The sequence below is a fragment of the Bacteroides sp. D1 genome (genome assembly GCF_000157095.2).
GTDB lineage: Bacteria > Bacteroidota > Bacteroidia > Bacteroidales > Bacteroidaceae > Bacteroides > Bacteroides xylanisolvens.
Genome location: NZ_JH114337.1, coordinates 83,399 through 108,056, shown reverse-complemented (window position 1 = coordinate 108,056; position 24,658 = coordinate 83,399). Strand labels below are relative to the sequence as shown.

Below are 24,658 nucleotides of genomic sequence, written 5' to 3'. Positions count from 1 at the left end.
CCGAATTTTAACCAACAATTTGTTCCTCACCGAGAAACTGTAGTTTCCTCGGTGAGGAACAAATTGTTTCTCGGTGAGAAACGAGTTCTTGGTTTTAAACCAATGTACAGGAGTAAATTTAACTAATTAGAATTGGAAATATATGAACGGCTGAATCTCCGAACTCTTCATTTGAATAACCAGATAAATCAAAGCGACCATCAATACTGCTTTTCCTAGGAACGGCAAACGGATCACTCCTCGACAAGCTGCATTTTCCCAACTATCAGGAGCAAAATGAAGCAGGAAGCCAAGCAACATCAACGCAAAGACTTTCCAATATCCTTCAAGTAATTGCGGGAACAGCTGCGGACGGAAAGTAGTGAATATCTGCCCCAGCATATCCATTGAATTCTGGAAATCGGCATTGCGGAAGAATATCCAGCAGAAGCAGACAAAATGGAAAGTGATAATTACTCCAAACACACGGCGCCAACCGTGACTTTCCTCTCCTTTCTTACGCCCGGTGATAGACATCCACATTTTATGTAATGCCAGAGCTACTCCATGAAAAGTTCCCCAAAGAACGAAGTTCCAGGAGGCGCCATGCCACAGACCGCCCAAGAACATGGTAATTATCAAGTTGAGATATTGCCGGAATTTACCTTTTCGGTTTCCTCCCAGAGAAATGTATAAATAATCTTTTAGCCAACTGGATAAAGAGATGTGCCAACGACGCCAAAATTCCGTAATAGAGGCAGACTTATAAGGTGAATTAAAGTTGAGATTGAAATGGAAACCTAATAATAAGGCGATACCGATAGCCATGTCGCTATATCCGGAAAAGTCACAGTAAATCTGTAAAGCATAACCATAGACTCCCATCAGATTCTCAACACCGGAATAAAGAGTAGGGTTATCAAAAATACGTTCCACAAAGTTGATGCTGATATAATCGGATATGATAGCTTTCTTGAAAAGACCGGAAACGATCAGAAAAATTCCGCGTCCGAACATTTCCTGCGAGACGAATAGGGGTTTCCGGATTTGCGGAATAAAGTCGCGGGCACGCACGATAGGTCCTGCCACCAACTGGGGGAAGAAAGATACGTAGAAGGCATAGTCCAAAAGATTGGTCAATGGTTTTATGTCTCTTCGGTAAACGTCGATGGTGTAGCTCAATGACTGGAAAGTGAAAAAGGAGATGCCGACCGGCAGGAATATATCGAGAGCGGTAAATTCTCCTCCCATCAATGACGCAATCACTCCACCCAGAAAATTGGTATATTTGAAATAAGCAAGAAGTCCTAAATTAACTCCCAAACTCAAAGCGACCAATCCTTTACGTTTCCAATAACCCTCTACACGATCCATAAGTTGCGCAAGGAAAAAGTCGGCAACGGTGACTATGGCAAGCAGGAAAAAATAGGTGCCGCTACTCTTATAGTAAAAATAATAGGAGAAGAGAGTAACAAACATGATACGGGCGGTGTATTTGCGTTGTAGCAACACATACACCACCATGAAAGCAGCGAACAACCAAAGGAAGATACCGCTGCTGAATATCATTGGCGCTTGCGGATCGTAGGTAAGTACCTCTTTCAGTCTACTGAAATCTATATCAATGGGAAACATAGTCATTATATGCTTTGATAAGTGCTTGGTATAATAAATTTCCTTGCAGGATGTATCCTTCGGGTAAATAATGTACATGATCGGGCCGCATCAGTTTTGCGTCCGTCCAGTTCGTGCAGGCACGGCGCTTCCCTCCGACTACATCGTACATATCCCACACGAGCAGACGATGGTCTTTTGCATAACAACGAATGGTTTCCGCTGCTGTCGCTGTACGTGGATTGATGGCATACGTGCGTCTACGCCTTCGTTGCCGGAAACTTTCATAAGAACCGGGAGGGGTAGTCAGAAGAATAGGTACGTTAGGAAGACTGTCGTGCAACAGTTTCACCAGTTCATCCATCTGATTGTAGTGCACATTTATATTATAACGCCGGTTATGGCTTTCATTGGTTCCGAAAGAGAGAATCAACAATTCGGGCTTCAGGGCGGCAATTTCGGCAATACGATCCGGATGGGTAAAGGTAAGGCAAGTAGCTCCGTTGACGCCTTTATCTATATAAGAAACAGCACCGAAAGTTTCTGTCAAACGGGCACCGATGGTTTGAGGGTAGATATGCCCACGTACATGGCTGTCGCCAATATGAACGATACGGACTGTATCTTCGGAGAGTCCGGCACGCACCTGACGGAGATGTTCAAAGACGGGAGCCAGCAGAGCGATACTGTCAATAATCTCATTCCGACCGGTTTCGCGGAAAGCTGAAGGGAAGGATATTTGTACAGTGATCGTATCATTTGCCCAGTTCATTTCCCGTAAGGGCTTTATAAGTTTTGCGGTCTTTCCCAGTGGAGGACATGCAGGGATACGGTCTTGCGCGATTGCTTCTGCAAGGAAACAAGGAACACTCAACATACCGGCGAGAATAAGAATAAAGACAGACTGCAGATTATTCTTGCTCATAAGCACGCCTCCTGTCGTATTGTTCCTTACCATAAATCATCGTTTCATAAAGTAGTCCCGCCAAATGCTTGCCGCCACGGAAGTTTATATGCGTATAATCGTAGTTTGCCATAGAAGGTTTGGCATGCACTAGTTTTGCCATGCTGCCTTCTCCGCCCATTGCTTCAAACATATTCCAAAAGGCGATACCGCTTTCGGCGGCAATGTTCTGCTGATAACGAATCAGATTCTTCACACCGGGCATGGTACGAAGTTCACCGTTCTCGTTTTTAGAATCACGGTCGCCGACGCTCAACAACAGGATTCCTGCTTGTGGGAAACATTCTTTCAAATGCTCGATAGCTGTGAGCAGTCCTTTTTGATAGTTATCATAATTGCGTCCCCGTTCGGTAGCTACATTCAAACCATATTCGAGGATAATGAGGTCGTAAGGACGTTGGCGGTTAAACTGTTTCAACATCTGTGGAGGAATGCCCCGCAGAGAAAGACCGGAACTGCCACGCAACGAGAAGTTGTCGAGAATGATTCCTTTCTTTCCATCCATTGCCAAACCATAGAACAATGTAGAGTCTGCACGGTCTACTGTCCAACGGATAGAGCCGATGCGTCCGTCTACCTGAATTTGCTGCAATCCGTCGGAAGGGCCTAATGAATAATTCTTGTTTTCTCCTTTGTTCACACGAGCAGAAAGGAGAACGGAGTCTCTGTTATGGAAGAAGATGGAGGCACGCTGGCAAGTATCGAGCAGGGAGGCATATTTATTTTGCCCGCGCAGTTCTACATAAGCTCCGTTGCGGGGAACGAAATAATGACCGGATATGCCTTGTTTCTTCTTATCGAAATAGACGCTGTCTGTTACCGCATGACTGGACCATCCGCCAAACGTATGTCGCACCGTAGGGCGGTAACCGCTTGTCATAGAAGTGATGGTTACAAAACCTACACCACAACCGCCGAATTGTTTCTGAAGCATTTCACGTAAGTCAGCCGTAAAGATATCCGCTTCGATAAAGGAATCTCCGAATACGGCAATACGTACCTGTTTGTCATCGGAGTCATCGGAAGAGACACGGTCAAGTGCTTTATAAAAAGGAGTCATCCCCCGGAGAGTGGAATCACTGTAATCTTCAATGCAAGTCATACCTGTACGACAGGTATCTACAAAGGCAGGTTTTACAACAGGAGGCAAAGGGATGCTGTCCGAATCAGCTGCGGCAGTCTCTGATTCCGGATAACGAAGGTCGCTCAAAAGGTCTACACGCCTCATCGTGTGCCCGTCAATAGTCAGCGCCGGAAGCCAATGAAGCCCGAGTAAGACTGCAAACACAATCAGTACGAACCACAACGAATATTTCAAATAATTCTTTATTATCTCCATCTTTACAAGTAGATATAGGCACTATTTTAGTTCTTGTTTTTACCCGGTGCCGAGCTACCTCTTCCTCGGTGCCGAACCATCTCCTCATCGGTGCCGGAGGAGGCCTTCATCGGTGCCGGACATTTTCAGGCTGCAAAGATAGAGAAAAGCAATAAAAAAGAAGGGAGAATCTACATTATTTATGAGATTCTCCCTTTTTACTTATTTACATGCCGGACATCGGTCAGATCGTCCGTTCAATGTTCCACACAAATGCACGCAAACCTAATTGTTCGGTTTCCAAGTCCATTATATGCAAGGTGTCGAGCAACGGATCGACTTTGCTGTCGTCTACTACCGTCAAGATAGCCGAGCACATACTTGGCCAAGCATGGCTTCCGAAATGCGGATCGCCTGTTTTCGAACCACGTCCCTGCACTTTCTCAAGGTATGTAAAGCCACGACAACCCAAACGGTCGAGTAATGCCATGATTCGTTCGTAATAAGCCTGATCGAATGTTATCAATACTGATTTCATATTTCTTTTCTTTATTATTTCTTAATAATACTGTCTTTATTCGCCTGGAAGTAAACATCCAATTCACGTTGACGACGGAGCTTACGACGACGGTTCTTAATACCTGTTCCTGCAAATACACAATATAAAGTAGGGATCAAAATCAATGTCAAAACAGTAGAGATCGTCAAACCACCGATTACGGCAATCGCCATCGGACTCCACATTTCAGAACCCTGACCGCCACCGATAGCCATCGGAATCATACCAAGAACGGTAGTGGCAGTGGTCATCAATACCGGGCGGAGACGGCTCTTACCAGCGGTTACTACAGAGTTCAACACTGCCAGTCCACGTTCGCGGCAAAGGGTGATGTAGTCGATAAGCACGATACCGTTCTTCACCACAATACCAATCAGCATGATACCTCCCAACAAACTCATGACACTCAATGTACTGTTCGTAAAAAATAGTGCCATCAAGACACCGCTAAAAGCAAACGGCAAGGAGAACATAATAATGAACGGATAGGTCAGTGACTCGAACTGTGCTGCCATCACGATAAATACAAGCACAACAATCAGGATGGCAAGCGTTCCCAAATCGCGGAACGAATCCTGCTGGTCTTCGTATGAACCGGAAATCTGAATGGTGACATCTCCCGGAAGATCCATTTTATCTATCACCTTATTACCGGCAGCTACTACGTCGCCCAACGGAGCACCGGAGATTACTGCGGAAACGGTCACGATACGTTCGCGGTCTTTACGTTCAATAGTAGGAGGCGCGAAACGTTCGACTACCTTTCCGACGTCTTTCACACGAACGGATTGTCCTTGCGCATTGTAAATGAGAATATTTTCGAGACTCTCCAGACTTGTACGGAATTCGGGCGCATAACGCACTTTGATATCATACTCATCTCCGTCTTCACGATATTTAGATGCTACCGCACCATTGACACGATTACGCAGATAGTTACCGGCTGTTGAAAGATTCAAGCCATGCATCGCCAGTTTTTCACGGTCGAAGTCTACTTGATATTCCGGCTGGTAGTCACTACGGCTGATATTTACCTCGGTCACGCCTTTTACTTTCAGCAATTCACGTTTCAGACGGGCTGCTACGCTATCGGTCATTGTCATGTCGTATCCGTAAACCTCAAAGTCGGCACTTGCCTGTGCGGACATACCCGTGTTACTACCACCGAGAATTACCTGTGCTTTACTAAATTCCGGATAGGCTTTCAAATCTTCACGCATCTCATCACAGACTGCTTCCAAAGTGATATCACGATCGCCCGGATCCACCAAACTGATGTTGAACGAGATAATATGCGAACCGTTGTCCTGCATGGATGCCCAAGTATTATCGGAGTCAGCCTGACCGACGGTGTAGTTGCAGACTTTCATAATGTCTTTATATTTCGTCAGCCATTGGTTGGTTAATTTCTCCGAAAGTTCCTGCGCTATCTCTTTTCGTGTACCGATCGGAAGCTCCAACTGTACAGCAATACGAGCATTATCCTGTGCCGGGAAGAACTCCGTACCAATGCCCTTTGCACACAGCAAACTGACAATGAAGAAAGCAATACATCCCACAATGACAATCGGACGATGACGTACAGCCCAGTTCAGCATCTTCGCATACCAGGTATCGAGCCCGTCGAGTGCTTTCTCTATCGGAGTAAAGAAGAGCTTGAACATCTTCGACGGTTTCTTCTGCAAACGAAGCAACTGGGAACAGAGCATCGGAGTTAAAGATAGTGCGGCGACCGTAGAAATAAACATGATGGCACACATCATCCAACCCAACTGTTTGAAAAGTACACCGGACATACCGCTTACCATTGTCAACGGGAAGAACACGGCAATCATGGTCAGCGTAGAAGCGATTACAGAAATTGCCACCTCATTGGTTCCGTGCACGGCTGCCTGTTTCGGATCGGAGCCACGCTCGATATGGGTCGTTACGTTTTCAAGTACCACAATCGCATCATCCACTACCATACCGATAGCGATAGAAAGTGATGAAAGCGAGATGATATTAATCGTATTTCCACTAATCGCCAGGTAAATGAACGAGGCAATCAACGAAAGCGGAATGGTGATACAGATAATCAATGTAGCACGCCAGCGTCCCAAGAAAAGGAACACGACGATGACAACGAAGAGCAAGGCATAAACAACGGTTTCCGTCAAACTGTCGATGGTGTTCAAAATGTTGTCGGAGGTATCGACAATGACACCGATCTTCACGTCACTCGGCAGGTTCTTCTGAAGCCTCGGCAATGCGTCGGCCACTTTCTTGGAGATTTCTACCGAATTGGCTCCGGACTGCTTCTGAACAACAATCATCGCACCTTGCACACCATTGTTATAGGTTTCCTGCGCACGTTCTTCCACAGTATCGACGATTCGGGCTACATCACGCAAAAAGACATTTGCCCCATTATGCGTACCTACCACTACGTCTGCCAACTGTCGGGAATCATCGAACTCACCTTCTACACGCAACGCGTATGTTTCACTACCGATATCGAAGTTACCACCGGGAATGTTCTTATTCTCGGCGCCGATAATGGAACTGATTGTTTCGATAGTCAGGTGATAGGCTTCCAGTTTATTGGGGTCACAATATACCTGAATCTCACGTTGCGGCGCACCACTGATAGACACGGTTCCGACTCCCGGAATACGTGCCAGCGGGTTTACCACACGGTCGTCCAATATCTTATAAAGCGCTGACTGACTCTCATTGGCCTGTACGGAAAGCAGCACGATGGGAATCATGTCCGTACTAAATTTGAAGATGATCGGATTCTCGACATCATCGGGAAGCTGCGAACTTACCATGTCGAGTTTATCACGCACATCATTGGTCAGAACGTCAATATCGTTACCAAACTCGAACTCCAATGTAATCAATGACATATTCTCGGAAGAACGGGAGGTAATATGTTTCAGGTTGCTCACCGCGTTCAACGTATTTTCGAGCGGGCGAGTCACATTATTTTCTATATCCGAAGCACTTGCTCCGGGATAAGCGGTCATTACCATGATTGTATTCGTGTCAATGTCCGGATACAAGTCGATAGGTAACTTGGACAAAGAGAAAAGACCAAAAATCACCACTGCCAGGAAGCAGAGGGAGGTCATAATCGGTTTCTTAACCGCACCTTCGTATAAACTCATGTTATTTTATTTAAAAGCCTCTCCCTGCTCCTCTCCCCAAAAGAGGGAGCCGGAAGATCGTTTTGAAATCAGGTTAATTAATAAAAGCATCGGGCGAAAGGTACTGAACACCTCTTATTTGGAAGAAGGCTGGGAAGAGGCTTCCACCTCTACTTCCATACCGTTCACCAAACGTGACTGTCCGGCAACTACCACCTGTGAGTTATCCGGTACACCGGATTTCAACTCATACTCCGTACCCATGCGTCTACCCAGTTCGACCTTATTATAAGATACTTTACCGTCTTTATAAACGAATACATAACGGTCGCCGGAACCTGCCTGCTTAACGATTGCCAAATCGGGAACAACGACGTTTTCTGCTGTACCGAAGTTCAATGTCGCACGGGCAAACATTCCCGGACGCACACGCTGGTCTTTATTATCCAGTCTGATCTCTACCTGGAATGTACGGGTAGTGGCATCTATGGTAGGGTAAATCAGATTGATGGTTCCTGTAAATACTTCATCGCCATATACATCGAGTTTCACATCGACAGGAGTACCTTTTTTCACTTTCGTGAAGTAGGTTTCGGACACGTTAATCAGGAGTTTCACCGGAGTGATCTGTTCTACTACAAGTACGGGTTCTCCACCGCTGTACATATCGCCATTATCATAGTTGCGTGCAGTGACCACACCGTTGATAGGGCTTTGCAAAGAGGTATTCTCCAGCAGATTCTTATAAGCGGTTTTCTTCACATCGAGTTGCATCTTCGAAGCATCCCACTCTGATTTGGACGCACCGCCCACTTTATATAATTCGTCAATACGGTTGAATTCTATTTCCTGATTATCTAGTTGCAGCTTCGTCTGTTTCAGGTTGGCTGCATCCATCTGCACAAGTTTCTGGCCTTTGGATACGCGGTCGCCTACTTCCACAAAAATCTGGTCGATACGTACGGGAGACGAAGGGGCTATATTATTCTTTACTTCAGCTTCCACCGTCGCTGTGTAATCTTGTATTTGATCTACGGGACGGGCTTTTACGTCTGCCAGCTTCACAATGGGCTTCGCGTCCACATGTTCCGCAGCCGCTTTGTCTTTTCCACCTGTACATGAGCCCATAAACACAGTTAACAGCAGGGCTACCAATTGGATACTTCTTTTCATATTCCTTAATTGTAATTTTTTAGTTGTCTATCTTTATTCTTTTCCCAGAACCTGATCGAGGTCTGCCTTAGCAACCAGGTAATCGTATATGGACTGATTATAGGTGAGTTGCGCCTGTGTCAGCGACACTTGGGAACTGTTCAGTTCGAGCACCGTGCCCTTACCTACATCATAACGTTTTTCGGCAATCACTACCGCTTTCTTTGCCTGCATCACATTTTCCTTGTTGCTGACTACCTGCTCTGTGCTGGCACTCATGTTATTGCGACAACTGACAATCTGCATATTCAATTGTCTTTCCGTATCGATACGGTTCCAATCGAGCTGGCGCATCTGTATACGGGCGGATTTCACTTTCGTAAAGTTACTTGCCTTATATAAAGGTATACTAAGATTGAACATCAGGCTGGAACTGTTGCTCCAGTTGTAATTGAAAAAATTGATATTCGGATTATACAGTGATTGATATTGGTAGGAGAAACTCATTGAAAGAGTCGGCATAAAGTTTGTCTTTAAAGACTTTACGTTCTTTTCAAGCAACTTCATGTTCAAGTCCAACTGCTTCATGGTGGTATTGTTGTCCAGATTTACATTTTCTTCTCTCAACTGGTTGGCAAACATGGCCGTCTCATAGTTGGTCAGACTATCGTTAATCTTTATCTCCACATCGGCTGTGATCCCCATCAGGACTTTCAACTGCAACTTAGCCAAAGTCACCGCATTAGCTGCCGAAATCAAGTTCGGTTTAATACTGCGCATCTGCACCTCCGCACTGATCTTGTCATATTCGCTCACGGTTCCCTGCTGATATTTGGCATTCACTACATTGTAGTTATCTTCTGCCAGTTTATAACTGCCTTGAAGCACTTCATAGCTGTCCTGCGCAAGCATCAACTGATAATAAGCCTTGCTCACCTGATTCACGAGATCCAGTTTGGAAGCGCGTGACTTCTCTACTGCCAGTTCAATATCCGTCTTTGTCATCGACATGGCACGATAAACGCCCGGCACAAAGAGTGGCAGATTAATACTCAACCCCGCATTAACGGTGTTCGAACCGTCTTGCCCCATCTTGAACACGTTATCGTTCAATTTCATTTCAGCCGCTTTAATGGTATGGTCTACTGAACCGGCAATACTAGCCTCCGGCAACAGACTTTGCCAGGCTTCTTTACTGGCAACTTTCTTTAATGCAACTTCTTCTTCTGCCACTTTTATTGTCGGATTCTCATCCAATGCAATTTCCAGGGCTTTGTCTAAGGTTAAGGTTAGTATATTCTTCTCCGCCTGTGTGTCCTGCGCCTTTGCAAAACCAAATGCACAGAGTGCCACAGCTACCAGAAGAATCTTCTTACCTGCCAATCTTTTCATCTTGTTCATAAACTGAATTTCTAATTTAATCTTACTTGTTTGTCAATAAAACCTCACTTTTGCTCTAATCTGCGATGCGGTTCTTACGATATTCTTGTATAAAGTCTTCCAGTACCTTTGCTCCTTTTTCGGTGGAGATGCCGCGTATATAAGTAAACATGATGGATTCGTACACTTCAATAAAAGGATATTCATTGCAGATATCCGTATTCAGAAGTACGTCAAACTGCTCTCGTACCAGCAAATTAACGATAGCGAAGTTCACATCCGGACGAAAGATGCCCTGCTCTACTCCCGTCTTGAAGAAGGACATCGTTTTCTGCGAATCGCTGTCCTGCCGGTTCTTCATCATCTCATATACCTTCGGATATTTCTTGATGTCTTCAAAAAAGCGTTTATTCGTCTGATGGAACACCTCAATACTTTTCTGAAAGACTGCAAGTATTACCTCTAACACATTATGCGACTGTTCAAAGATTTTCTGTAAGTACTTATCTCTGTCGGCCTGTGCCTTCAGTATACATTCTTTCAACAACGATTCTTTATCCGAAAAGACTTCATAGAGGGTACGTTTGGATATTCCTAATGCTGCTGCAATGTCGTCCATCGTAATACTCTTGATGCCTTTTGAAGTAAAAGCTTCTGTTGCTGCCGTTATGATCCGTTCTCTTAACTCTACCCGTTGGGAAGCGTCTTTTCCATGCTCTGCCATCATCCGTTTTTCTATTTTATTAAAATGCAGTTTTCGTTTTCTTTTCATTTCCAAAGGAAAAACGGAACAAAGATATATAGAAAACTCAATTAACAAATCAAGTTTCCTTCTATTTATAATGCATTTGGGAATTATTATCATTCAATAGAGTAAAATGAAAACAAGTGTTAATAGGAAATACGGAACAAACATAGGGCAAAGGTAGGAATGAGGGGAATACGAAGTAAAGTTTTATCGCCGGCAGAGGGATTATAATCGACCAATGCCGGATAAATGTCGATAGAATCAACACTTACCCGGCAACAACAGTCACCATTATTAACGAAAAGCGAAAAAGGGTTGGTTTATGGTCAATAGTCAATTTGTGTCCTCTTCAGGAAGGCGACTGTTTTATGTATCTCCTTGTACATCACGATATCATCTTTCACAAAAGGCACTTCTTTCCGATAGGCATGAAGGAAACGTTCAAGAACGGGAGAAGTTTTCAGCGGACGACGGAAGTCAATGCCTTGTGCAGCATTCATCAGTTCGATGGCAAGGATATGTTCCAGGTTGTCCATCACTTTATAGAGTTTGGTAGCGGCGTTGGCGCCCATGCTTACGTGGTCTTCCTGTCCGTTGGAGGAGACGATGGAGTCGCTCGAAGCCGCATAGCAGTACATTTTATTCTGGCTGACCATCGAAGCGGCGGCATATTGCGGAATCATGAAGCCGGAGTTCAGACCGGGGTTGGCAACCAGGAATTCAGGTAGTCCGCGGAGTCCCATAATCAGTTGAGAGACACGGCGTTCGGAGATATTTCCCAATTCGGCCAAAGCGATGGCAAGGAAGTCATAAGAAATGGCAAGCGGTTGCCCGTGGAAGTTTCCGCCGGAGATGATCCGGTCTTCATCGGGGAAGATGGTGGGGTTGTCCGTGACGGAATTGATTTCGGTCAGCAATACGGAGGCAACGTAGCGGATGGCGTCTTTCGTGGCACCGTGTACTTGCGGGATGCAGCGGAAGGAGTAGGGATCTTGAACGTGTTCTTTGTGACGTTCGATCAGTTCGCTACCGGCCAGTAGTTTGCGGAAGGCTTCGCCTGTCTCGATTTGTCCCTGATGGGGGCGGATTTGCTGGATGCAGTCCATAAACGGGTCGATACGACCATCAAAGGCTTCGAGGGAAAGGGCGGCTATGAGGTCGGCTTTTTTTGAGAGGCGGAAGGCTTTGAGCATAGCGAATACACCATTGGCGCTCATAAATTGGGTGCCGTTGAGCAGGGCCAGTCCTTCTTTACTCATTAGTTTGACGGGTTCCCAGCCGAATTCGTCAAGTACGCTGATGGCTTCGCACTTTTTCCCTTTATAGTAGACATCGCCGACACCGATCAGGGGGAGGAAAAGATTGGCGAGCGGAGCAAGGTCGCCGGAGGCTCCAAGGGAGCCACGGTCATAGACGATGGGCATGACGTCATTGTTGAAGAAGTCGAGGATGCGCTGCACGGTGATTACTTGTACGCCGCTATGTCCCAATGAGAGGGCGTGGGCTTTGAGAAGCATCATCAGTTTGATGATGACGGGGCGGATTTCTTCGCCTACGCTGCAAGCATGGCTTTTTATCAGGTTCTCCTGAAGCGTACCGAGTTCGTCGGGAGAAATATTTTTGGTACATAAAGAGCCGAAACCGGTTGTTATACCGTACAGCGGTTCTTCGGAAGAAGCTATTTTGTGGTCGAGATAGTCACGACATTTCTGGATGCGCAACTTGGCTTCGGGAGCTAGTTCCAGTTTTAGGTTTTCGTTGATAATTCGTTCGATGATTTCGAAGGTCAATGCTCCGGAACCGATATGATATACATTCTTACTCATACGCGCAGGTCTTGATTTACGGCATCCAACAATTCTTTTTCTCTCCGGCAGGCGGTTTGCTCGATTGTATCGGCTTCGGTTTGCAGTTGGAGGACAAAATCTCTGTCTTTGAGCGAACCAAGGTTGATACGGACGTTCAGCAAGGCTCCCAATACGGCGGAACGGGCGGACATCATGGCTACGCAGGCATCTGTGACGGCATTGCGGTTGCCCAAGCGGGCAACATCTGCTATGACGGACATCATATCCAGGGCCTTGCGGGCTACTTCCAACGGAACGAGGGCGGCTTGTTTGGTTGCTTCCTGAATGGCGGCACTTCGCGCGGCGTTCTCTTCGTCGGTTGTTTTAGGAAGTTTGAAGCAGGCAAAGACTTCGTTGTAGGCAGCGGAATCTTTATCGATAAGTGCAATAAATTCGTCCAGCAGACGGAGGGTGATAGTTTGTGCGTGCTGCATTACTTCTTCACTGGCTTCGTATCCCTTTTTTCCTACGGTGAGCCGTGCTACCATTGTGGAAAGGGCGGAAGCCAGTGCTCCATCCAAAGCGGCAATACTACCTCCACCGGGTACAGGATCGCTGCAAGCTACTTTATCTAAGAAATCTTTTACGGTTAAATCTGCTAACATGGTATTTTGTTTTAAGTGATTAATGAATGAGTTGGTCAACTATTAAGCGACGGGATATAACATGCCACCTTTAATAGTCATGATTACACAGTTCATGCCTATATAATAAGGTAGAATATGATAGTTGTTGGAATTGAGAACGATAAAATCGCCTTGTTTGCCTACTTCGATGCTTCCAATCCGGTCGGCTCGCTGAAGGGCGGCAGCTCCGTTCAGGGTCAGGGCGGTGATGGTTTCTTCAATACTCATTTTCATATAGATGCAGGCCAGAGCAATGGTCAGCGGGATAGAACCGGAGAAACAACTGCCAGGGTTCAGGTCAGTAGCAAGTGCTACCGCACAGCCGGAGTCAATCATTTCACGACCGCGTGCGTAGGGTTCTTTCAGAGCAAAAGCTGTCAAAGGTAACAGGGTGGCTACTACTCCGGCATCGGCCATTGCACGGATGCCGGCATCGGAAGCGTGCAGGAGGTGATCGGCAGACAGTGCTCCCAGTTCGGCTGCCAGTTCAGCTCCACCGAGGGAGACGATTTCGTCAGCGTGGAGTTTCAACAGAAAGCCGTGTTCCTTGGCTGCCTGAAGCAGGCGGCGGGACTGTTCGATAGAGAAAACGCCTTGTTCGCAAAAGACATCACAACATTCTGCCAGTTCGCCGTCACGGACAAGGGGAAGCATTTCACGAATCAGGAAGTCGATGTATTCGTCGCTTCTTCCTGCATATTCTTCGGGAAGGGCATGGGCACCGAGAAAGGTGGAGACTATATCGACACGTTTATGCTCGGTGTTGTTCAGGCTGCGCATTACCTTTAGCTGTAATAGTTCGGTTTCCCGATCCAGTCCGTAGCCGCTTTTACCTTCTACGGTGGTTACGCCCATTGTGCTCATTCTTTTCAGAAAGCCTTCGGCTGCTGAACGCAGTTTCAGGAAATTCATTTGCCGGGTGGCTTTTACGGTGCTTGCGATTCCGCCTCCCCGCTCCATAATCGACATATAGCTTTCGCCGTTCAGACGCCAGGAGAATTCTTCGGAACGTTCTCCGCCAAATACAAAATGGGTATGGGAATCAACGAAGCCGGGCAAGAGGCAGTGTCCGCGAGCGTTATAATGCCAGTAATGTTGATAGTAACCGTCGCGGTCTTCGCCACGGTTCTCACCAACGTAGGTGATGATTCCTTTGGTGACTTCCACGGTTCCGTTCTCTATGACTTGCAGTTGAGACATTTCTTCGCCTTTACGGGCGGAAAAGCCGATGGGAGTTACGATACGGGCATTGAATATGATTAGGTTTTCACTCATAAATTATCCGAATTATCTTGGTTTATTCTTGTTTCATTCATCCTGCTTCTTGATCCGTTGTTTTTTATCAGGCAGGTTCCCCTGTAAACATCCGTTCTGATTTGGATTGAATATTCGCTAACATATTTCTTTACCGGCTATTCCATGATACGGGCTTCCAAGACTTGCTGCATGGAAAAGTTTTCGAGTCCGAGATAGTAGGAAGCTGTATCAATCAGGGCTTCCATCGGTACGAGACCAATGATTTCACTACCGACAATCGTAACACCATAGCGGCGGGCTTCGATACGTACCAGTTCGAAGGCGCGGTAAAGGGCAGTACGGGTATAGTCGGTCATGTTTATGGATACCTGGGTGATGTTTCTCTCCTTTAGCTCCACTCCCATTGCTTTCACATAACGGAGCCCTCCATTGATATGGCGGATATTCTTTGCTATCTTGGTAGCTATTTCCAGATTGTCCGTACTAAGATTGATATTGTAGGCTACGAGCGGCATACGGGCTCCGATGGCGACTGTACCTGCGGTTGGATGACGTTCGGCAGGTCCGAAATCTGGTTGCCATTCGGGTAGTTTGATTTTTTCGGCCATGCCTTCAAATTCTCCTTTACGAACGGAAGCGAGATTTTCCCGATGCGACGCAGTTGCGGACTTCTCATACAGGAAGACAGGAAGATGATAGATCTCGGCTACTTTTGCGGCTACTTTCTTGGATAGTTCGATGGCTTCTTCCATGCTAGTATTCTTAATCGGGATGAAAGGGATGACATCTACCGCTCCCATACGGGGATGTTGCCCGGTATGCTGATTCAGGTCTATCAAACGGACAGCCACACCGACGGCTTCAACGATTGCTTCGTACAGAGCTTCCGGCTCGCCGACAAGAGTTACAACCAGACGGTTATGGTCTTCATCATTACTGTAATCAAGCAGTTTTACCCCGGCCTTAATACGGAAAGGGGCTACTATCTGATCTATTTTCTCTAAATCACGTCCCTCGCTAAAATTGGGGACGCATTCAATAATTTTATTCCAACTCATATCAAATATCTATTATTATAGAGGTTATATTCAACTGGATAACTATATGTTTTACATTAAACAAGTGCTCTTTACCAATAGTCCTTATATAATCAGGCACGGTTCACACGAGTTTCATACCGAATCACCGCATGGTTTATACTAAACAGCTATATGTTTAAACAGTTCCATATATTATGGGAATTTATTCTCTCATATTAAGAGAATAAATTCCCATAATATGTGATACTATTTTCCCACAATATATGGGACTATCTTCTTTATAAGTTCTTCGTCCGCTACATACGGCATTGTTATCTGATAGTCTCTTGCATGGGAGTCATTAAATGCTTCGCTTGTCTCCATCGCATGCGGATTACGCGCCCATGAGCGACGGGCTACTCCGCCCATCACATCCCAGAGCATTGCCGAACGAAGTATTTCATCTACCCGTTCGCTACCGTCGCATACCATACCGAAACCGCCATTGACTGCTTTACCAATACCGACTCCACCACCATTGTGCAAAGCTACCAGGCTCATTCCGCGGGCACAATTTCCGGCAAAACATTGCACAGCCATATCTGCCATCACATTGCTTCCGTCTTTGATATTCGATGTCTCTCGGAAAGGAGAATCCGTTCCGCTTACATCGTGATGGTCTCGTCCCAGCATGATAGGACCTACTTCTCCCCGGCGGACCATCTCATTGAAACGGAGGGCTATGTTCATTCTCCCGACTGCATCCTGATACAGAATACGTGCCTGTGTACCCACCACGAGCTGATTCTTTTCGGCATCCCGTATCCAGTTGTAATTGTCAAGATCCTGACCGCGCCGATTGACGTCGATACATTCCATAGCTGCATGGTCTGTTTTTATCAGATCTTCGTGTTTGCCACTCAAGCAAACCCATCTGAACGGACCGTAGCCATAATCAAAGAGTTGGGGTCCCATAATATCTTCAACATAGCTTGGCCAGATAAATCCGTCCTTTTCATCAACACCATTACGGGAGATTTCTTTTACTCCGGCATCGTATATGGCTTTCATGAAGGAGTTTCCATAATCAAAGAAATAAGTTCCGCGGGCTACGAGTTTCTTGATAACTTCAAAATGACGATGCAAGGATATATCTACCAAGTGACGGAATTGTTCCGGAGATTCGTGAAGAAGGCGTGTGCGTTCTTCAAAAGTTAGTCCGGCAGGGCAGTAACCGCCTTCGTAAACGGCATGACAGGAGGTTTGATCGGATAATAATTCAATAGGAATTCTTTCGCGTTCGGCATATTCGAGCAGATCTACGACATTGCCGTGATAGGCTATCGAGCAGGGTTCACGACGTTGCATTGCTTGAGATGCCATCCGGTATGCTTCGGCTATATCCGCAGTCACGTGTCCCACCCATCCCTGGCGGTAACGGGTTTCAATACGCGAACTATCTACTTCGGCTATGATGGAGACTGCTCCTGCTATCTCCGCCGCTTTGGGTTGTGCGCCGCTCATTCCTCCCAAGCCGGAAGATACAAATAAATGTCCCCGCAGATTTTGGTCTTGTGGAATACCCAGTTTCAATCGCCCGGCATTGAGGAGGGTATTGAAAGTGCCATGCACAATTCCTTGAGGACCGATATACATCCAGCCGCCGGCAGTCATTTGCCCGTAATTGGCAACTCCCATCTGGGCAGCAATATGCCAATCATGTTGATTGTCGAATTGCCCGATCATCATCGAATTGGTTATTATAACGCGGGGAGCATCGGGACGGGAGCGGAAAAGCCCTAATGGATGTCCGGACTCAATAACCAGCGTCTGTTCTTGGGTAAGTTCTTCGAGGTATTGTTTTATCAGTCGATATTGCATCCAGTTTTGGCAGACTTGTCCGGTTTCACCGTAAGTGACTAGTTCGTAGGGATATAATGCTATATCGAAGCAAAGGTTATTGTCAATCATTACCTGAAAAGCTTTGCCTTCAATGCATTGTCCCCGATATTCGTCAATCGGTTTGGCTTTCAGGTCGCCGGCAGGACGGAAACGGTATCCGTAAATCCGCCCGCGAGTGCGTAGCTCTTCCATCAATTCAGGAGCCAATTGTTCGTGCCACTCGATAGGAATATAACGCAAAGCGTTTTTTAATGCTGTGATTGTCTGCGCCGGGGTAAGTGTATAACCACGGTCGGGAGCTCTCCGGATACCTTCTACAAAATCCGGATAAGGAGGTAGTGTGTTGCCAAGAGTTATTCTCATAATAAACAGAATTAAGGATTACAAACTGTAAGCAATACAGTCTTATAACTCTTCGCAAGATAGAAAAAAAGAAGATAAAAGACAAGAGATTTGACAGATTTATTATCAGAAAGGTATTATTACATTTACAGTTTGATAGAAGAACAAGACACAAGCGATGTCAAAACTCTCTTATGCTTTTATACAGGCACGAATACAGGCCGTTTTGTCAAAACAGATAGATAACCCTTTCACTGAAGTAGATAGCAGGGTTGGCATTACGTTAAATTGCAAAACTATCATTAAAACGAATGGCGGAGCTTCACTAAAGCTAAAAATAGACTTTTCATTAAAATGAATGGAAGGATCGTTGGTAAAAACCCTTTCATTAAAATAAAAGAGAATCTTTAGTAAAGCAAATAGCAGCCCTTTCTAAAATCAACGCTATGAAATCGGTGGAATTTGTATAACTAGCGTAACCCGCATCTCAATAATATCATTATATAGATGATTGTATTATTGATAGGGCTTTTCATACGATACCAACCGCAATTAATGGAATTATTTCTTTTGTTTATTCTGCAACTCTAACAGATATTTAAAAGTATGCTTTGCCTCCTGACTATCATCTTTCAAATATGCTTGTTTCAGTTCCGGATAATTCTTCAATAATTGCAGCATTCTATCTTTCCCCAGAAAGTCGACTTTTCCCGTTTCACCATTCAATTCATAGCAAACACGTTTTGTAACCAGACTTGAAGCAGCAAGAGCATCGCCTATATTTCCTCCTAGTTTTACATCATCTTCTTCCACAAAGTTGCCTCCGATGACTGATCCTAAAGGCATCGCACAAAAATAGATGTTTTTGCCTAACTGAACGGCAGGAGCATACCATGCTCCAAAACGCAATTTCTTATAGCGCAACTTACGACAGTTCAAATATAAATTTCCTTTTTCGTCACGCACAGCAAAACAACGCTTCTTCAAACGCCGGCACATCGACTCGTCATCACCGGCTGTTATCCGGTAATCAGCCCCTCCTGTTAATACAATCTGATTTCTGGAACGTTTTTCTACACGCAACACAGCAGTGGTATCGCCATGTTGAGTCAGCAACTCTTTCAGGTTGGAATAAATAATATTCTGCGCAATTAACGGAAGGCTAATCACGCTTATCAGCAAACATAAGATACATCCTTTCTTCATAAGCATCCTCCTTTCCTGTCTAACGCCTTTTCGAGTGGAAAGTTATAAATTTTAGCGGATAAATGCAAGAATGAGAAAAGAAATATTGAAAATTTCTTCCAGCTAACAACAACATTATCAAGACGAGTTATAATCCAAGCCCACACATCTTCCTACTTCCGTTAATAAACAGTAAATCTACTCTTGACAAAAACAAGCTCCTATCCCGACCGTTATGAATTATATTACCTTTGCGCAAAAGATTTAAATTTGTCATGGAAAAACTAGAACAGATCATTACCACATATCAGCAAATCATTCAGAAAACAGAACTGGAGTTACAGAATGCACGGAAACGTATCTATTATATAAGTCTTCTCCGACTTATCTTATTCGTAGGAGCCGTAGCAAATGCCATTATTTTTTGGTCTGACGGTTGGCTATGCCTCTCTGCATTCGCTGTCCTACCCTTTATCTTATTCATTTGGTTAGTAAAACGCCATAATTTCTGGTTCTACCGGAAAGACTTTCTGAAAAAGAAAATAGAAATCAACGAGCAGGAACTACGTGCCATGCAATATGATTTTTCCGATTTTGACGATGGAAAAGAATTCATTAACCCGTCTCACCTCTACACTCTTGATCTGGACGTATTTGGAGAACACTCTCTCTTCCAATACATCAACCGCACCGCAACCCCTATCGGCAAGCAACATCTCGCAAACTGGTTCAATGCACATCTGGAGAATAAAGCAGCTATTGACCACCGCCAGGAAGCCATCCGGGAACTCTCCACCGATTTGGAATATCGCCAACAAATCCGCTTACTCGGATTACTCTACAAAGGAAAACCTGCCGATACCACCGAAATCAAAGAATGGGCAGCCAGTCCGAGTTATTATCGAAAACGTACGCTCCTGCGTATCCTCCCAATAGCGGTTACCGTCATTAATTTCTTATGTATAAGTCTAGCCATTTCAGGTATTATCTCGGCTAACATTGCAGGAGGAGTATTTGTCAGCTTTGTATTATTCAGTACTATTTTCTCTAAAGGAATCACTAAACTGCAAACAACCTACGGAGAAAAGCTGCAGATTCTTTCAACATACGCTGACCAAATTCTGCTCACTGAACAAAAAGAAATGCACAGTCATATACTGCAAGAGTTAAAAACGGACCTTACAAGTCAAAATCAAACCGCTTCTCAAGCAGTCCGCCAGCTTTCTAAACTGATGAACGCACTCGACCAACGAAGCAATCTGCTCATGAGTACTATACTCAACGGACTGATATTTTGGGAGCTACGACAGGTGATGCGAATCGAGAAGTGGAAAGAGATTCATGCCTCCGACCTCCCCCGATGGATAGAAACAATCGGAGAAATAGATGCCTATTGTTCCCTGGCAACATTCGCATATAATCATCCGGATTATATTTACCCCACTATCGCTGCTCAATCTTTCCACCTACAAGCTGAAGCCTTGGGGCATCCCCTAATGGATCGCAACCAATGTGTGCGTAACGGAATAGACATTGAAAAACGTCCTTTCTTTATTATAATCACAGGCGCCAATATGGCAGGCAAGAGTACTTATTTACGTACTGTAGGAGTAAACTATCTACTGGCATGTATAGGAGCTCCCGTTTGGGCAAAGCAAATGAAAATATATCCGGCCCGTCTCGTTACCAGCCTTCGAACCAGTGATTCCCTAGCTGACAACGAATCTTATTTCTTTGCAGAACTCAAGCGACTTAAATTAATCATAGACAAACTTGAAGCCGGGGAAGAGCTTTTCATCATCCTTGATGAAATACTGAAAGGCACCAACTCCATGGACAAACAGAAAGGCTCTTTCGCCCTTATCAAACAATTCATGCACATGAACGCCAACGGTATCATCGCCACCCATGACTTGTTATTAGGGACTTTAATAGAGTCCTTCCCACAAAATATCCGAAATTACTGTTTCGAAGCCGACATTACCAACAATGAACTCACCTTCTCATATCAAATGAGAAACGGAGTTGCTCAAAACATGAACGCCTGCTTCTTAATGAAAAAAATGGGGATCGCCGTCATTAACGACTAATCCCCATCTTCGTATGAAAATCAAAGTTATCTTTTACAGTAACATCTAAAACCTGTTTTATTTAGTAGCAGCAAACTCAATATAAAGTTTCAAACTGCATAGTTTTAATGTGTCGGAAAAAACAAAGTCAAACAGGTGTTATAGATATATACTTATTGTATTTTACTTTTCGACAAAAAAGCGACTATCGCAGAAGCTTTTTCATTAGTGAAATACTGCACCGATGTTATTGGCTGATACGTGTAAGGTACAAATTGGAATAACTGTACAGCTGCAAACTTTTTATCAGCAGAAAGTATCACATCCATACGTATATTACCACTAGCCTCGCTTTTTATTTTCGAATCAGCGGAGAATGAACCCGAATTTACAAGATTTTTCAAAGCATCCATATGCTTCAAATCAAAGAATACACTATGCTCTTTAGCCACACTTTTTGTTGGTAAATAAACAACCTCCTTTGATTTCCAGAAAAGACGGAAAATTCCGATAAGGAATAAACCTGTCCCCAAAACCATCAAAGCCATACTGGTTGTAGAAGACTTGTCATCCAATTCGAATGTTGAAGCAAAAGCTAAAATACCAATCAATAACATAACAGAAGAGATTAAAACTCCTGAAACACTTATGCGTTTAGCGATATCGGGGTGTGTAGATGCGAATATAGTAGCATCAATCGTTTGAGTAGTTGCCATAATATTTAAAGTTTAATTTATTAGTAAAAATATAAAGATAAAAAGAAGTAGTATCACCAGTATACAGAAGATACCAGTAACCACAAAATAAACAATACCAATAAATATACTGCTAAATAATTATACGCCTCAAGGTGTATACATAGTATTCACTCGATGGCTGGCAATAATAGGAAGTTGTTGTATCATAAATCCGCCCCCAGTGTTGTGATAGTGAGCTCTCACGATCAGCACAACCTTGTAGCGCATTCTTTAAAGAAAAGAAATATTCTCCAAGCTGTACACGTTGAATACGTGTCACAGATATTTGATGGCTCTGCAAATTGGTCAATTCAGCCACAGGCTTACCCGGAAGATCGGGTGCACAGATTTCCCCACGCTGCCCCATAGCATATGTAATATCACACCCCTGCTTATCCACCATTCTTTCGGTAGAGACATTGCCTGCTATGCTATGAAAAGCAACTGTCAGCAACAGAAACAATATTACCTTTACAAATTTTGCCATATTCACCTGCAAATATAACAGATTCTCTCTATGAAAAGTTTAATTAGGATATATTTTAATGTATCTTAGTATTAATAAACGGCAGACAAACAAAAAAGGCTACCTTCGAAGGTAGCCTTTTTTATATCTATAAGAATAACTGTAAAATTATTCAGCCGATTCAGCTTTTGGTTCTTCAGCCTTAGGAGCTTCAGTTGCAGGAGCTTCAACAGCAGCAGGAGCAGCTTCAGCAGCTTTTTTCGAACGACGAGTACGAGTAGCTTTCTTAGCAACTTTTTCCTTAGCCATGTTTTCATTGTAGTCAACCAACTCAATAAAGCACATTTCTGCGTTGTCACCCAAACGGTTACCAGTCTTGATAATACGAGTATAACCACCCGGACGATCAGCAATCTTAACAGAGATTTCTTTGAACAACTCTGTTACTGCAATCTTATCTTGCAAGTTGCTAAATACAACACGACGAGAGTTCGTAGTATCTTCTTTAGACTTAGTAATCAAAGGCTCAACAAACTTCTTCAAAGCTTTCGCCTTTGCAACAGTCGTAGTGATTCTTTTGTGCTTGATCAAAGAGCAAGCCATGTTAGATAACATAGCGCTTCTATGAGAAGCAGTACGACCTAAATGATTGAATTTTTTATTATGTCTCATTTTTTATTCTTTATCTAATTTATATTTAGAAATGTCGGTTCCAAACGACAGATTCAGACTTTCCAGCAAATCATCAAGCTCGGTAAGCGATTTCTTTCCGAAGTTTCTGAATTTCAGCAGGTCAGTTTTGTTGAATTGTACCAAGTCGCCGAGAGTTTCTACGTCAGCAGCCTTCAAGCAATTGAGGGCACGAACTGACAAGTCCATATCAACGAGTTTAGTTTTCAACAGCTGACGCATGTGCAAAACTTCTTCATCAAACTCTTCATTGCCGTCAGTATCATTACTTTCAAGCGTGATCTTCTCGTCAGAGAACAACATGAAGTGATAAATCAGAATTTTTGCAGCTTCTTTCAGCGCTTCTTTCGGGTGTATAGAACCGTCGGTACTAATTTCAAGCACTAGCTTTTCGTAGTCAGTCTTCTGTTCTACACGGAAGTTTTCTACAGCATACTTGACATTACGTATCGGTGTATAAATAGAGTCGATTGGAATTACATTAACATCCGTGCAATACTCGCGATTTTCATCAGCAGGTACATAACCACGACCTTTGTTAATGGTAATATCAATCTGCATAGTTGACTTAGAATCTAAATGACAAATAACTAATTCCGGATTTAACACTTCAAATCCAGTCAAATACTTACCTATGTCACCTGCTTTAAATTCACTGGAATTCTCGACAGTGATGCTCACTTTTTCGCTCTCGAACTCTTCAACTACTTGCTTGAATCTCACTTGTTTCAGATTCAAGATAATGTTGGTAACATCCTCTTTTACTCCAGGTACACTAGAAAATTCATGCTCCACACCATCGATTCTGATAGTAGTGATAGCAAAACCCTCTAATGAAGAAAGAAGGATACGGCGTAATGCATTACCTACAGTAATACCAAAACCCGGTTCCAACGGACGGAATTCGAATTTACCGAATCTGGAGTCCGCCTCCAACATTAATACTTTATCAGGTTTTTGAAATGCTAATATCGCCATGAAATTAATTATTATTTAGAATACAATTCAACGATCAAATGTTCTTTAATGTTCTCAGGAATGTCTGCTCTTTCAGGTATGTGCAACATTTTACCAACCTTTGAAGCCTCGTCCCATTCCAACCAAGCATACTTGCTGTGATTGAAACCTGCAAGAGAATTAGCAATTACTTCCAAAGACTTAGATCTTTCACGAACACCAATCAATTGTCCTGGTTTTACTGCAAATGAAGGAATGTTTACTACTTCACCATCTACAGTGATGTGCTTGTGACTAACCAACTGACGAGCAGCAGCACGTGTAGGAGCAATACCCAAACGGAATACTACGTTGTCAAGACGGCCTTCCAGCAATTGAAGAAGTACCTCACCGGTAATACCTTTAGCAGTAGCTGCTTTTTCAAACAAATTGCGGAATTGTTTTTCCAAAACTCCATAGGTGTATTTAGCTTTCTGTTTTTCACGAAGTTGCACACCGTATTCAGAAGTTTTTCTTTTTCTTGAATTACCATGTTGTCCGGGAGGATAGTTCTTCTTTGACAAAACTTTGTCAGCTCCAAAGATTCCTTCACCGAATTTACGGGCGATTCTCGATTTTGGTCCAGTATATCTAGCCATTTCTTTTAAATATTTAATTGTTTATTCATGAACTCAATTTGTTGCAGCCGCGATTACAGAGAGAAATTAATGTAATCC

At 44.0% G+C, this 24,658-nt stretch carries 20 protein-coding genes; 1 reads left to right on the top strand and 19 read right to left on the bottom strand.

Annotation, left to right across the window (positions count from 1 at the left end):
* Nucleotides 1-126: 126 nt before the first annotated feature.
* From BSAG_RS14945 to BSAG_RS15010, 14 genes are all read right to left on the bottom strand, one after another.
* On the bottom strand, nt 127-1,614 hold the full coding sequence (locus BSAG_RS14945) for an MBOAT family O-acyltransferase (protein WP_008016305.1): 1,488 nt from the start codon (nt 1,612-1,614) through the stop codon (nt 127-129).
* Entirely contained in the window at nt 1,601-2,518 is a 918-nt protein-coding gene (locus BSAG_RS14950; RefSeq protein ID WP_008770600.1) for an SGNH/GDSL hydrolase family protein, read from the bottom strand. The genes BSAG_RS14945 and BSAG_RS14950 overlap by 14 nt, the downstream gene beginning before the upstream one ends.
* Nucleotides 2,505-3,896, bottom strand: coding sequence for an SGNH/GDSL hydrolase family protein (locus BSAG_RS14955; RefSeq protein ID WP_008023016.1), 1,392 nt, complete (start codon nt 3,894-3,896; stop codon nt 2,505-2,507). The genes BSAG_RS14950 and BSAG_RS14955 overlap by 14 nt, the downstream gene beginning before the upstream one ends.
* A gap of 223 nt (nt 3,897-4,119) precedes the next feature.
* Nucleotides 4,120-4,413, bottom strand: coding sequence for a PG0541 family transporter-associated protein (locus BSAG_RS14960; RefSeq protein WP_004313472.1), 294 nt, complete (start codon nt 4,411-4,413; stop codon nt 4,120-4,122).
* A 14-nt stretch (nt 4,414-4,427) separates the two neighbouring features.
* Nucleotides 4,428-7,586 carry an efflux RND transporter permease subunit gene (locus BSAG_RS14965; RefSeq protein WP_004313471.1) on the bottom strand — a complete coding sequence of 1,053 codons (3,159 nt, stop codon included), beginning with the start codon at nt 7,584-7,586 and terminating at the stop codon, nt 4,428-4,430.
* Between the two features lie 114 nt (nt 7,587-7,700).
* A complete protein-coding gene (locus tag BSAG_RS14970) occupies nt 7,701-8,738 on the bottom strand; it encodes an efflux RND transporter periplasmic adaptor subunit (RefSeq protein WP_004313470.1) in 1,038 nt (345 codons plus the stop codon).
* A 33-nt stretch (nt 8,739-8,771) separates the two neighbouring features.
* Complete coding sequence (locus BSAG_RS14975; RefSeq protein WP_004313469.1) at nt 8,772-10,118, bottom strand: TolC family protein; 1,347 nt, start codon at nt 10,116-10,118, stop codon at nt 8,772-8,774.
* A gap of 55 nt (nt 10,119-10,173) precedes the next feature.
* A complete protein-coding gene (locus BSAG_RS14980) occupies nt 10,174-10,824 on the bottom strand; it encodes a TetR/AcrR family transcriptional regulator (protein ID WP_008023025.1) in 651 nt (216 codons plus the stop codon).
* Nucleotides 10,825-11,171: 347 nt separating this feature from the next.
* Nucleotides 11,172-12,671: a histidine ammonia-lyase gene (gene hutH, locus BSAG_RS14985; protein WP_004313467.1), complete on the bottom strand. Its 1,500-nt coding sequence runs from the start codon at nt 12,669-12,671 to the stop codon at nt 11,172-11,174.
* Nucleotides 12,668-13,297, bottom strand: a complete 630-nt coding sequence (locus BSAG_RS14990) for a cyclodeaminase/cyclohydrolase family protein (RefSeq protein ID WP_004313466.1) — start codon at nt 13,295-13,297, stop codon at nt 12,668-12,670. Before BSAG_RS14990 ends, hutH begins: the two co-directional genes overlap by 4 nt.
* A gap of 42 nt (nt 13,298-13,339) precedes the next feature.
* Complete coding sequence (gene hutI, locus BSAG_RS14995; RefSeq protein ID WP_004313465.1) at nt 13,340-14,593, bottom strand: imidazolonepropionase; 1,254 nt, start codon at nt 14,591-14,593, stop codon at nt 13,340-13,342.
* Between the two features lie 137 nt (nt 14,594-14,730).
* Entirely contained in the window at nt 14,731-15,633 is a 903-nt protein-coding gene (gene ftcD, locus BSAG_RS15000) for a glutamate formimidoyltransferase (protein ID WP_004313464.1), read from the bottom strand.
* A 228-nt stretch (nt 15,634-15,861) separates the two neighbouring features.
* Nucleotides 15,862-17,859, bottom strand: coding sequence for a urocanate hydratase (locus BSAG_RS15005; RefSeq protein ID WP_004313463.1), 1,998 nt, complete (start codon nt 17,857-17,859; stop codon nt 15,862-15,864).
* Nucleotides 17,860-18,399: 540 nt separating this feature from the next.
* Entirely contained in the window at nt 18,400-19,044 is a 645-nt protein-coding gene (locus tag BSAG_RS15010; RefSeq protein WP_004313462.1) for a DUF6563 family protein, read from the bottom strand.
* A 254-nt stretch (nt 19,045-19,298) separates the two neighbouring features.
* Here BSAG_RS15010 and BSAG_RS15015 point away from each other — a divergent pair, with 254 nt between their 5' ends.
* Nucleotides 19,299-21,113, top strand: a complete 1,815-nt coding sequence (locus BSAG_RS15015) for a MutS family DNA mismatch repair protein (protein ID WP_004313461.1) — start codon at nt 19,299-19,301, stop codon at nt 21,111-21,113.
* A 152-nt stretch (nt 21,114-21,265) separates the two neighbouring features.
* On the opposite strand, the gene BSAG_RS15020 is transcribed toward BSAG_RS15015, so the two are convergent.
* The 5 genes from BSAG_RS15020 to rpsD form a co-directional block, all read right to left on the bottom strand.
* A complete protein-coding gene (locus tag BSAG_RS15020) occupies nt 21,266-21,808 on the bottom strand; it encodes a hypothetical protein (protein ID WP_004313460.1) in 543 nt (180 codons plus the stop codon).
* Between the two features lie 112 nt (nt 21,809-21,920).
* Nucleotides 21,921-22,316, bottom strand: a complete 396-nt coding sequence (locus tag BSAG_RS15025; RefSeq protein ID WP_004313459.1) for a hypothetical protein — start codon at nt 22,314-22,316, stop codon at nt 21,921-21,923.
* Nucleotides 22,317-22,463: 147 nt separating this feature from the next.
* Nucleotides 22,464-22,967: a 50S ribosomal protein L17 gene (gene rplQ / locus BSAG_RS15030; RefSeq protein ID WP_004313458.1), complete on the bottom strand. Its 504-nt coding sequence runs from the start codon at nt 22,965-22,967 to the stop codon at nt 22,464-22,466.
* 3 nt (nt 22,968-22,970) lie between these two features.
* Nucleotides 22,971-23,963, bottom strand: a complete 993-nt coding sequence (locus tag BSAG_RS15035; RefSeq protein WP_004296325.1) for a DNA-directed RNA polymerase subunit alpha — start codon at nt 23,961-23,963, stop codon at nt 22,971-22,973.
* An 11-nt stretch (nt 23,964-23,974) separates the two neighbouring features.
* Nucleotides 23,975-24,580 (bottom strand): 30S ribosomal protein S4, encoded by a 606-nt coding sequence (gene rpsD / locus BSAG_RS15040; RefSeq protein WP_004296326.1) that lies wholly within the window; start codon nt 24,578-24,580, stop codon nt 23,975-23,977.
* Nucleotides 24,581-24,658: the final 78 nt, after the last annotated feature.

Coding starts and splice junctions, on each gene's coding strand:
- ftcD (WP_004313464.1), bottom strand. CDS start 15,633: ATGAGTTGGAATAAAATTATTGAATGCGTCCCCAATTTTAGCGAGGGA.
- BSAG_RS15035 (WP_004296325.1), bottom strand. CDS start 23,963: ATGGCGATATTAGCATTTCAAAAACCTGATAAAGTATTAATGTTGGAG.
- hutI (WP_004313465.1), bottom strand. CDS start 14,593: ATGAGTGAAAACCTAATCATATTCAATGCCCGTATCGTAACTCCCATC.
- BSAG_RS14980 (WP_008023025.1), bottom strand. CDS start 10,824: ATGATGGCAGAGCATGGAAAAGACGCTTCCCAACGGGTAGAGTTAAGA.
- BSAG_RS15005 (WP_004313463.1), bottom strand. CDS start 17,859: ATGAGAATAACTCTTGGCAACACACTACCTCCTTATCCGGATTTTGTA.
- BSAG_RS14950 (WP_008770600.1), bottom strand. CDS start 2,518: ATGAGCAAGAATAATCTGCAGTCTGTCTTTATTCTTATTCTCGCCGGT.
- hutH (WP_004313467.1), bottom strand. CDS start 12,671: ATGAGTAAGAATGTATATCATATCGGTTCCGGAGCATTGACCTTCGAA.
- BSAG_RS14960 (WP_004313472.1), bottom strand. CDS start 4,413: ATGAAATCAGTATTGATAACATTCGATCAGGCTTATTACGAACGAATC.
- rplQ (WP_004313458.1), bottom strand. CDS start 22,967: ATGAGACATAATAAAAAATTCAATCATTTAGGTCGTACTGCTTCTCAT.
- rpsD (WP_004296326.1), bottom strand. CDS start 24,580: ATGGCTAGATATACTGGACCAAAATCGAGAATCGCCCGTAAATTCGGT.
- BSAG_RS15010 (WP_004313462.1), bottom strand. CDS start 19,044: ATGAAGAAAGGATGTATCTTATGTTTGCTGATAAGCGTGATTAGCCTT.
- BSAG_RS14990 (WP_004313466.1), bottom strand. CDS start 13,297: ATGTTAGCAGATTTAACCGTAAAAGATTTCTTAGATAAAGTAGCTTGC.
- BSAG_RS14955 (WP_008023016.1), bottom strand. CDS start 3,896: ATGGAGATAATAAAGAATTATTTGAAATATTCGTTGTGGTTCGTACTG.
- BSAG_RS14945 (WP_008016305.1), bottom strand. CDS start 1,614: ATGTTTCCCATTGATATAGATTTCAGTAGACTGAAAGAGGTACTTACC.
- BSAG_RS15025 (WP_004313459.1), bottom strand. CDS start 22,316: ATGGCAAAATTTGTAAAGGTAATATTGTTTCTGTTGCTGACAGTTGCT.
- BSAG_RS14975 (WP_004313469.1), bottom strand. CDS start 10,118: ATGAACAAGATGAAAAGATTGGCAGGTAAGAAGATTCTTCTGGTAGCT.
- BSAG_RS14970 (WP_004313470.1), bottom strand. CDS start 8,738: ATGAAAAGAAGTATCCAATTGGTAGCCCTGCTGTTAACTGTGTTTATG.
- BSAG_RS14965 (WP_004313471.1), bottom strand. CDS start 7,586: ATGAGTTTATACGAAGGTGCGGTTAAGAAACCGATTATGACCTCCCTC.
- BSAG_RS15015 (WP_004313461.1), top strand. CDS start 19,299: ATGGAAAAACTAGAACAGATCATTACCACATATCAGCAAATCATTCAG.
- BSAG_RS15020 (WP_004313460.1), bottom strand. CDS start 21,808: ATGGCAACTACTCAAACGATTGATGCTACTATATTCGCATCTACACAC.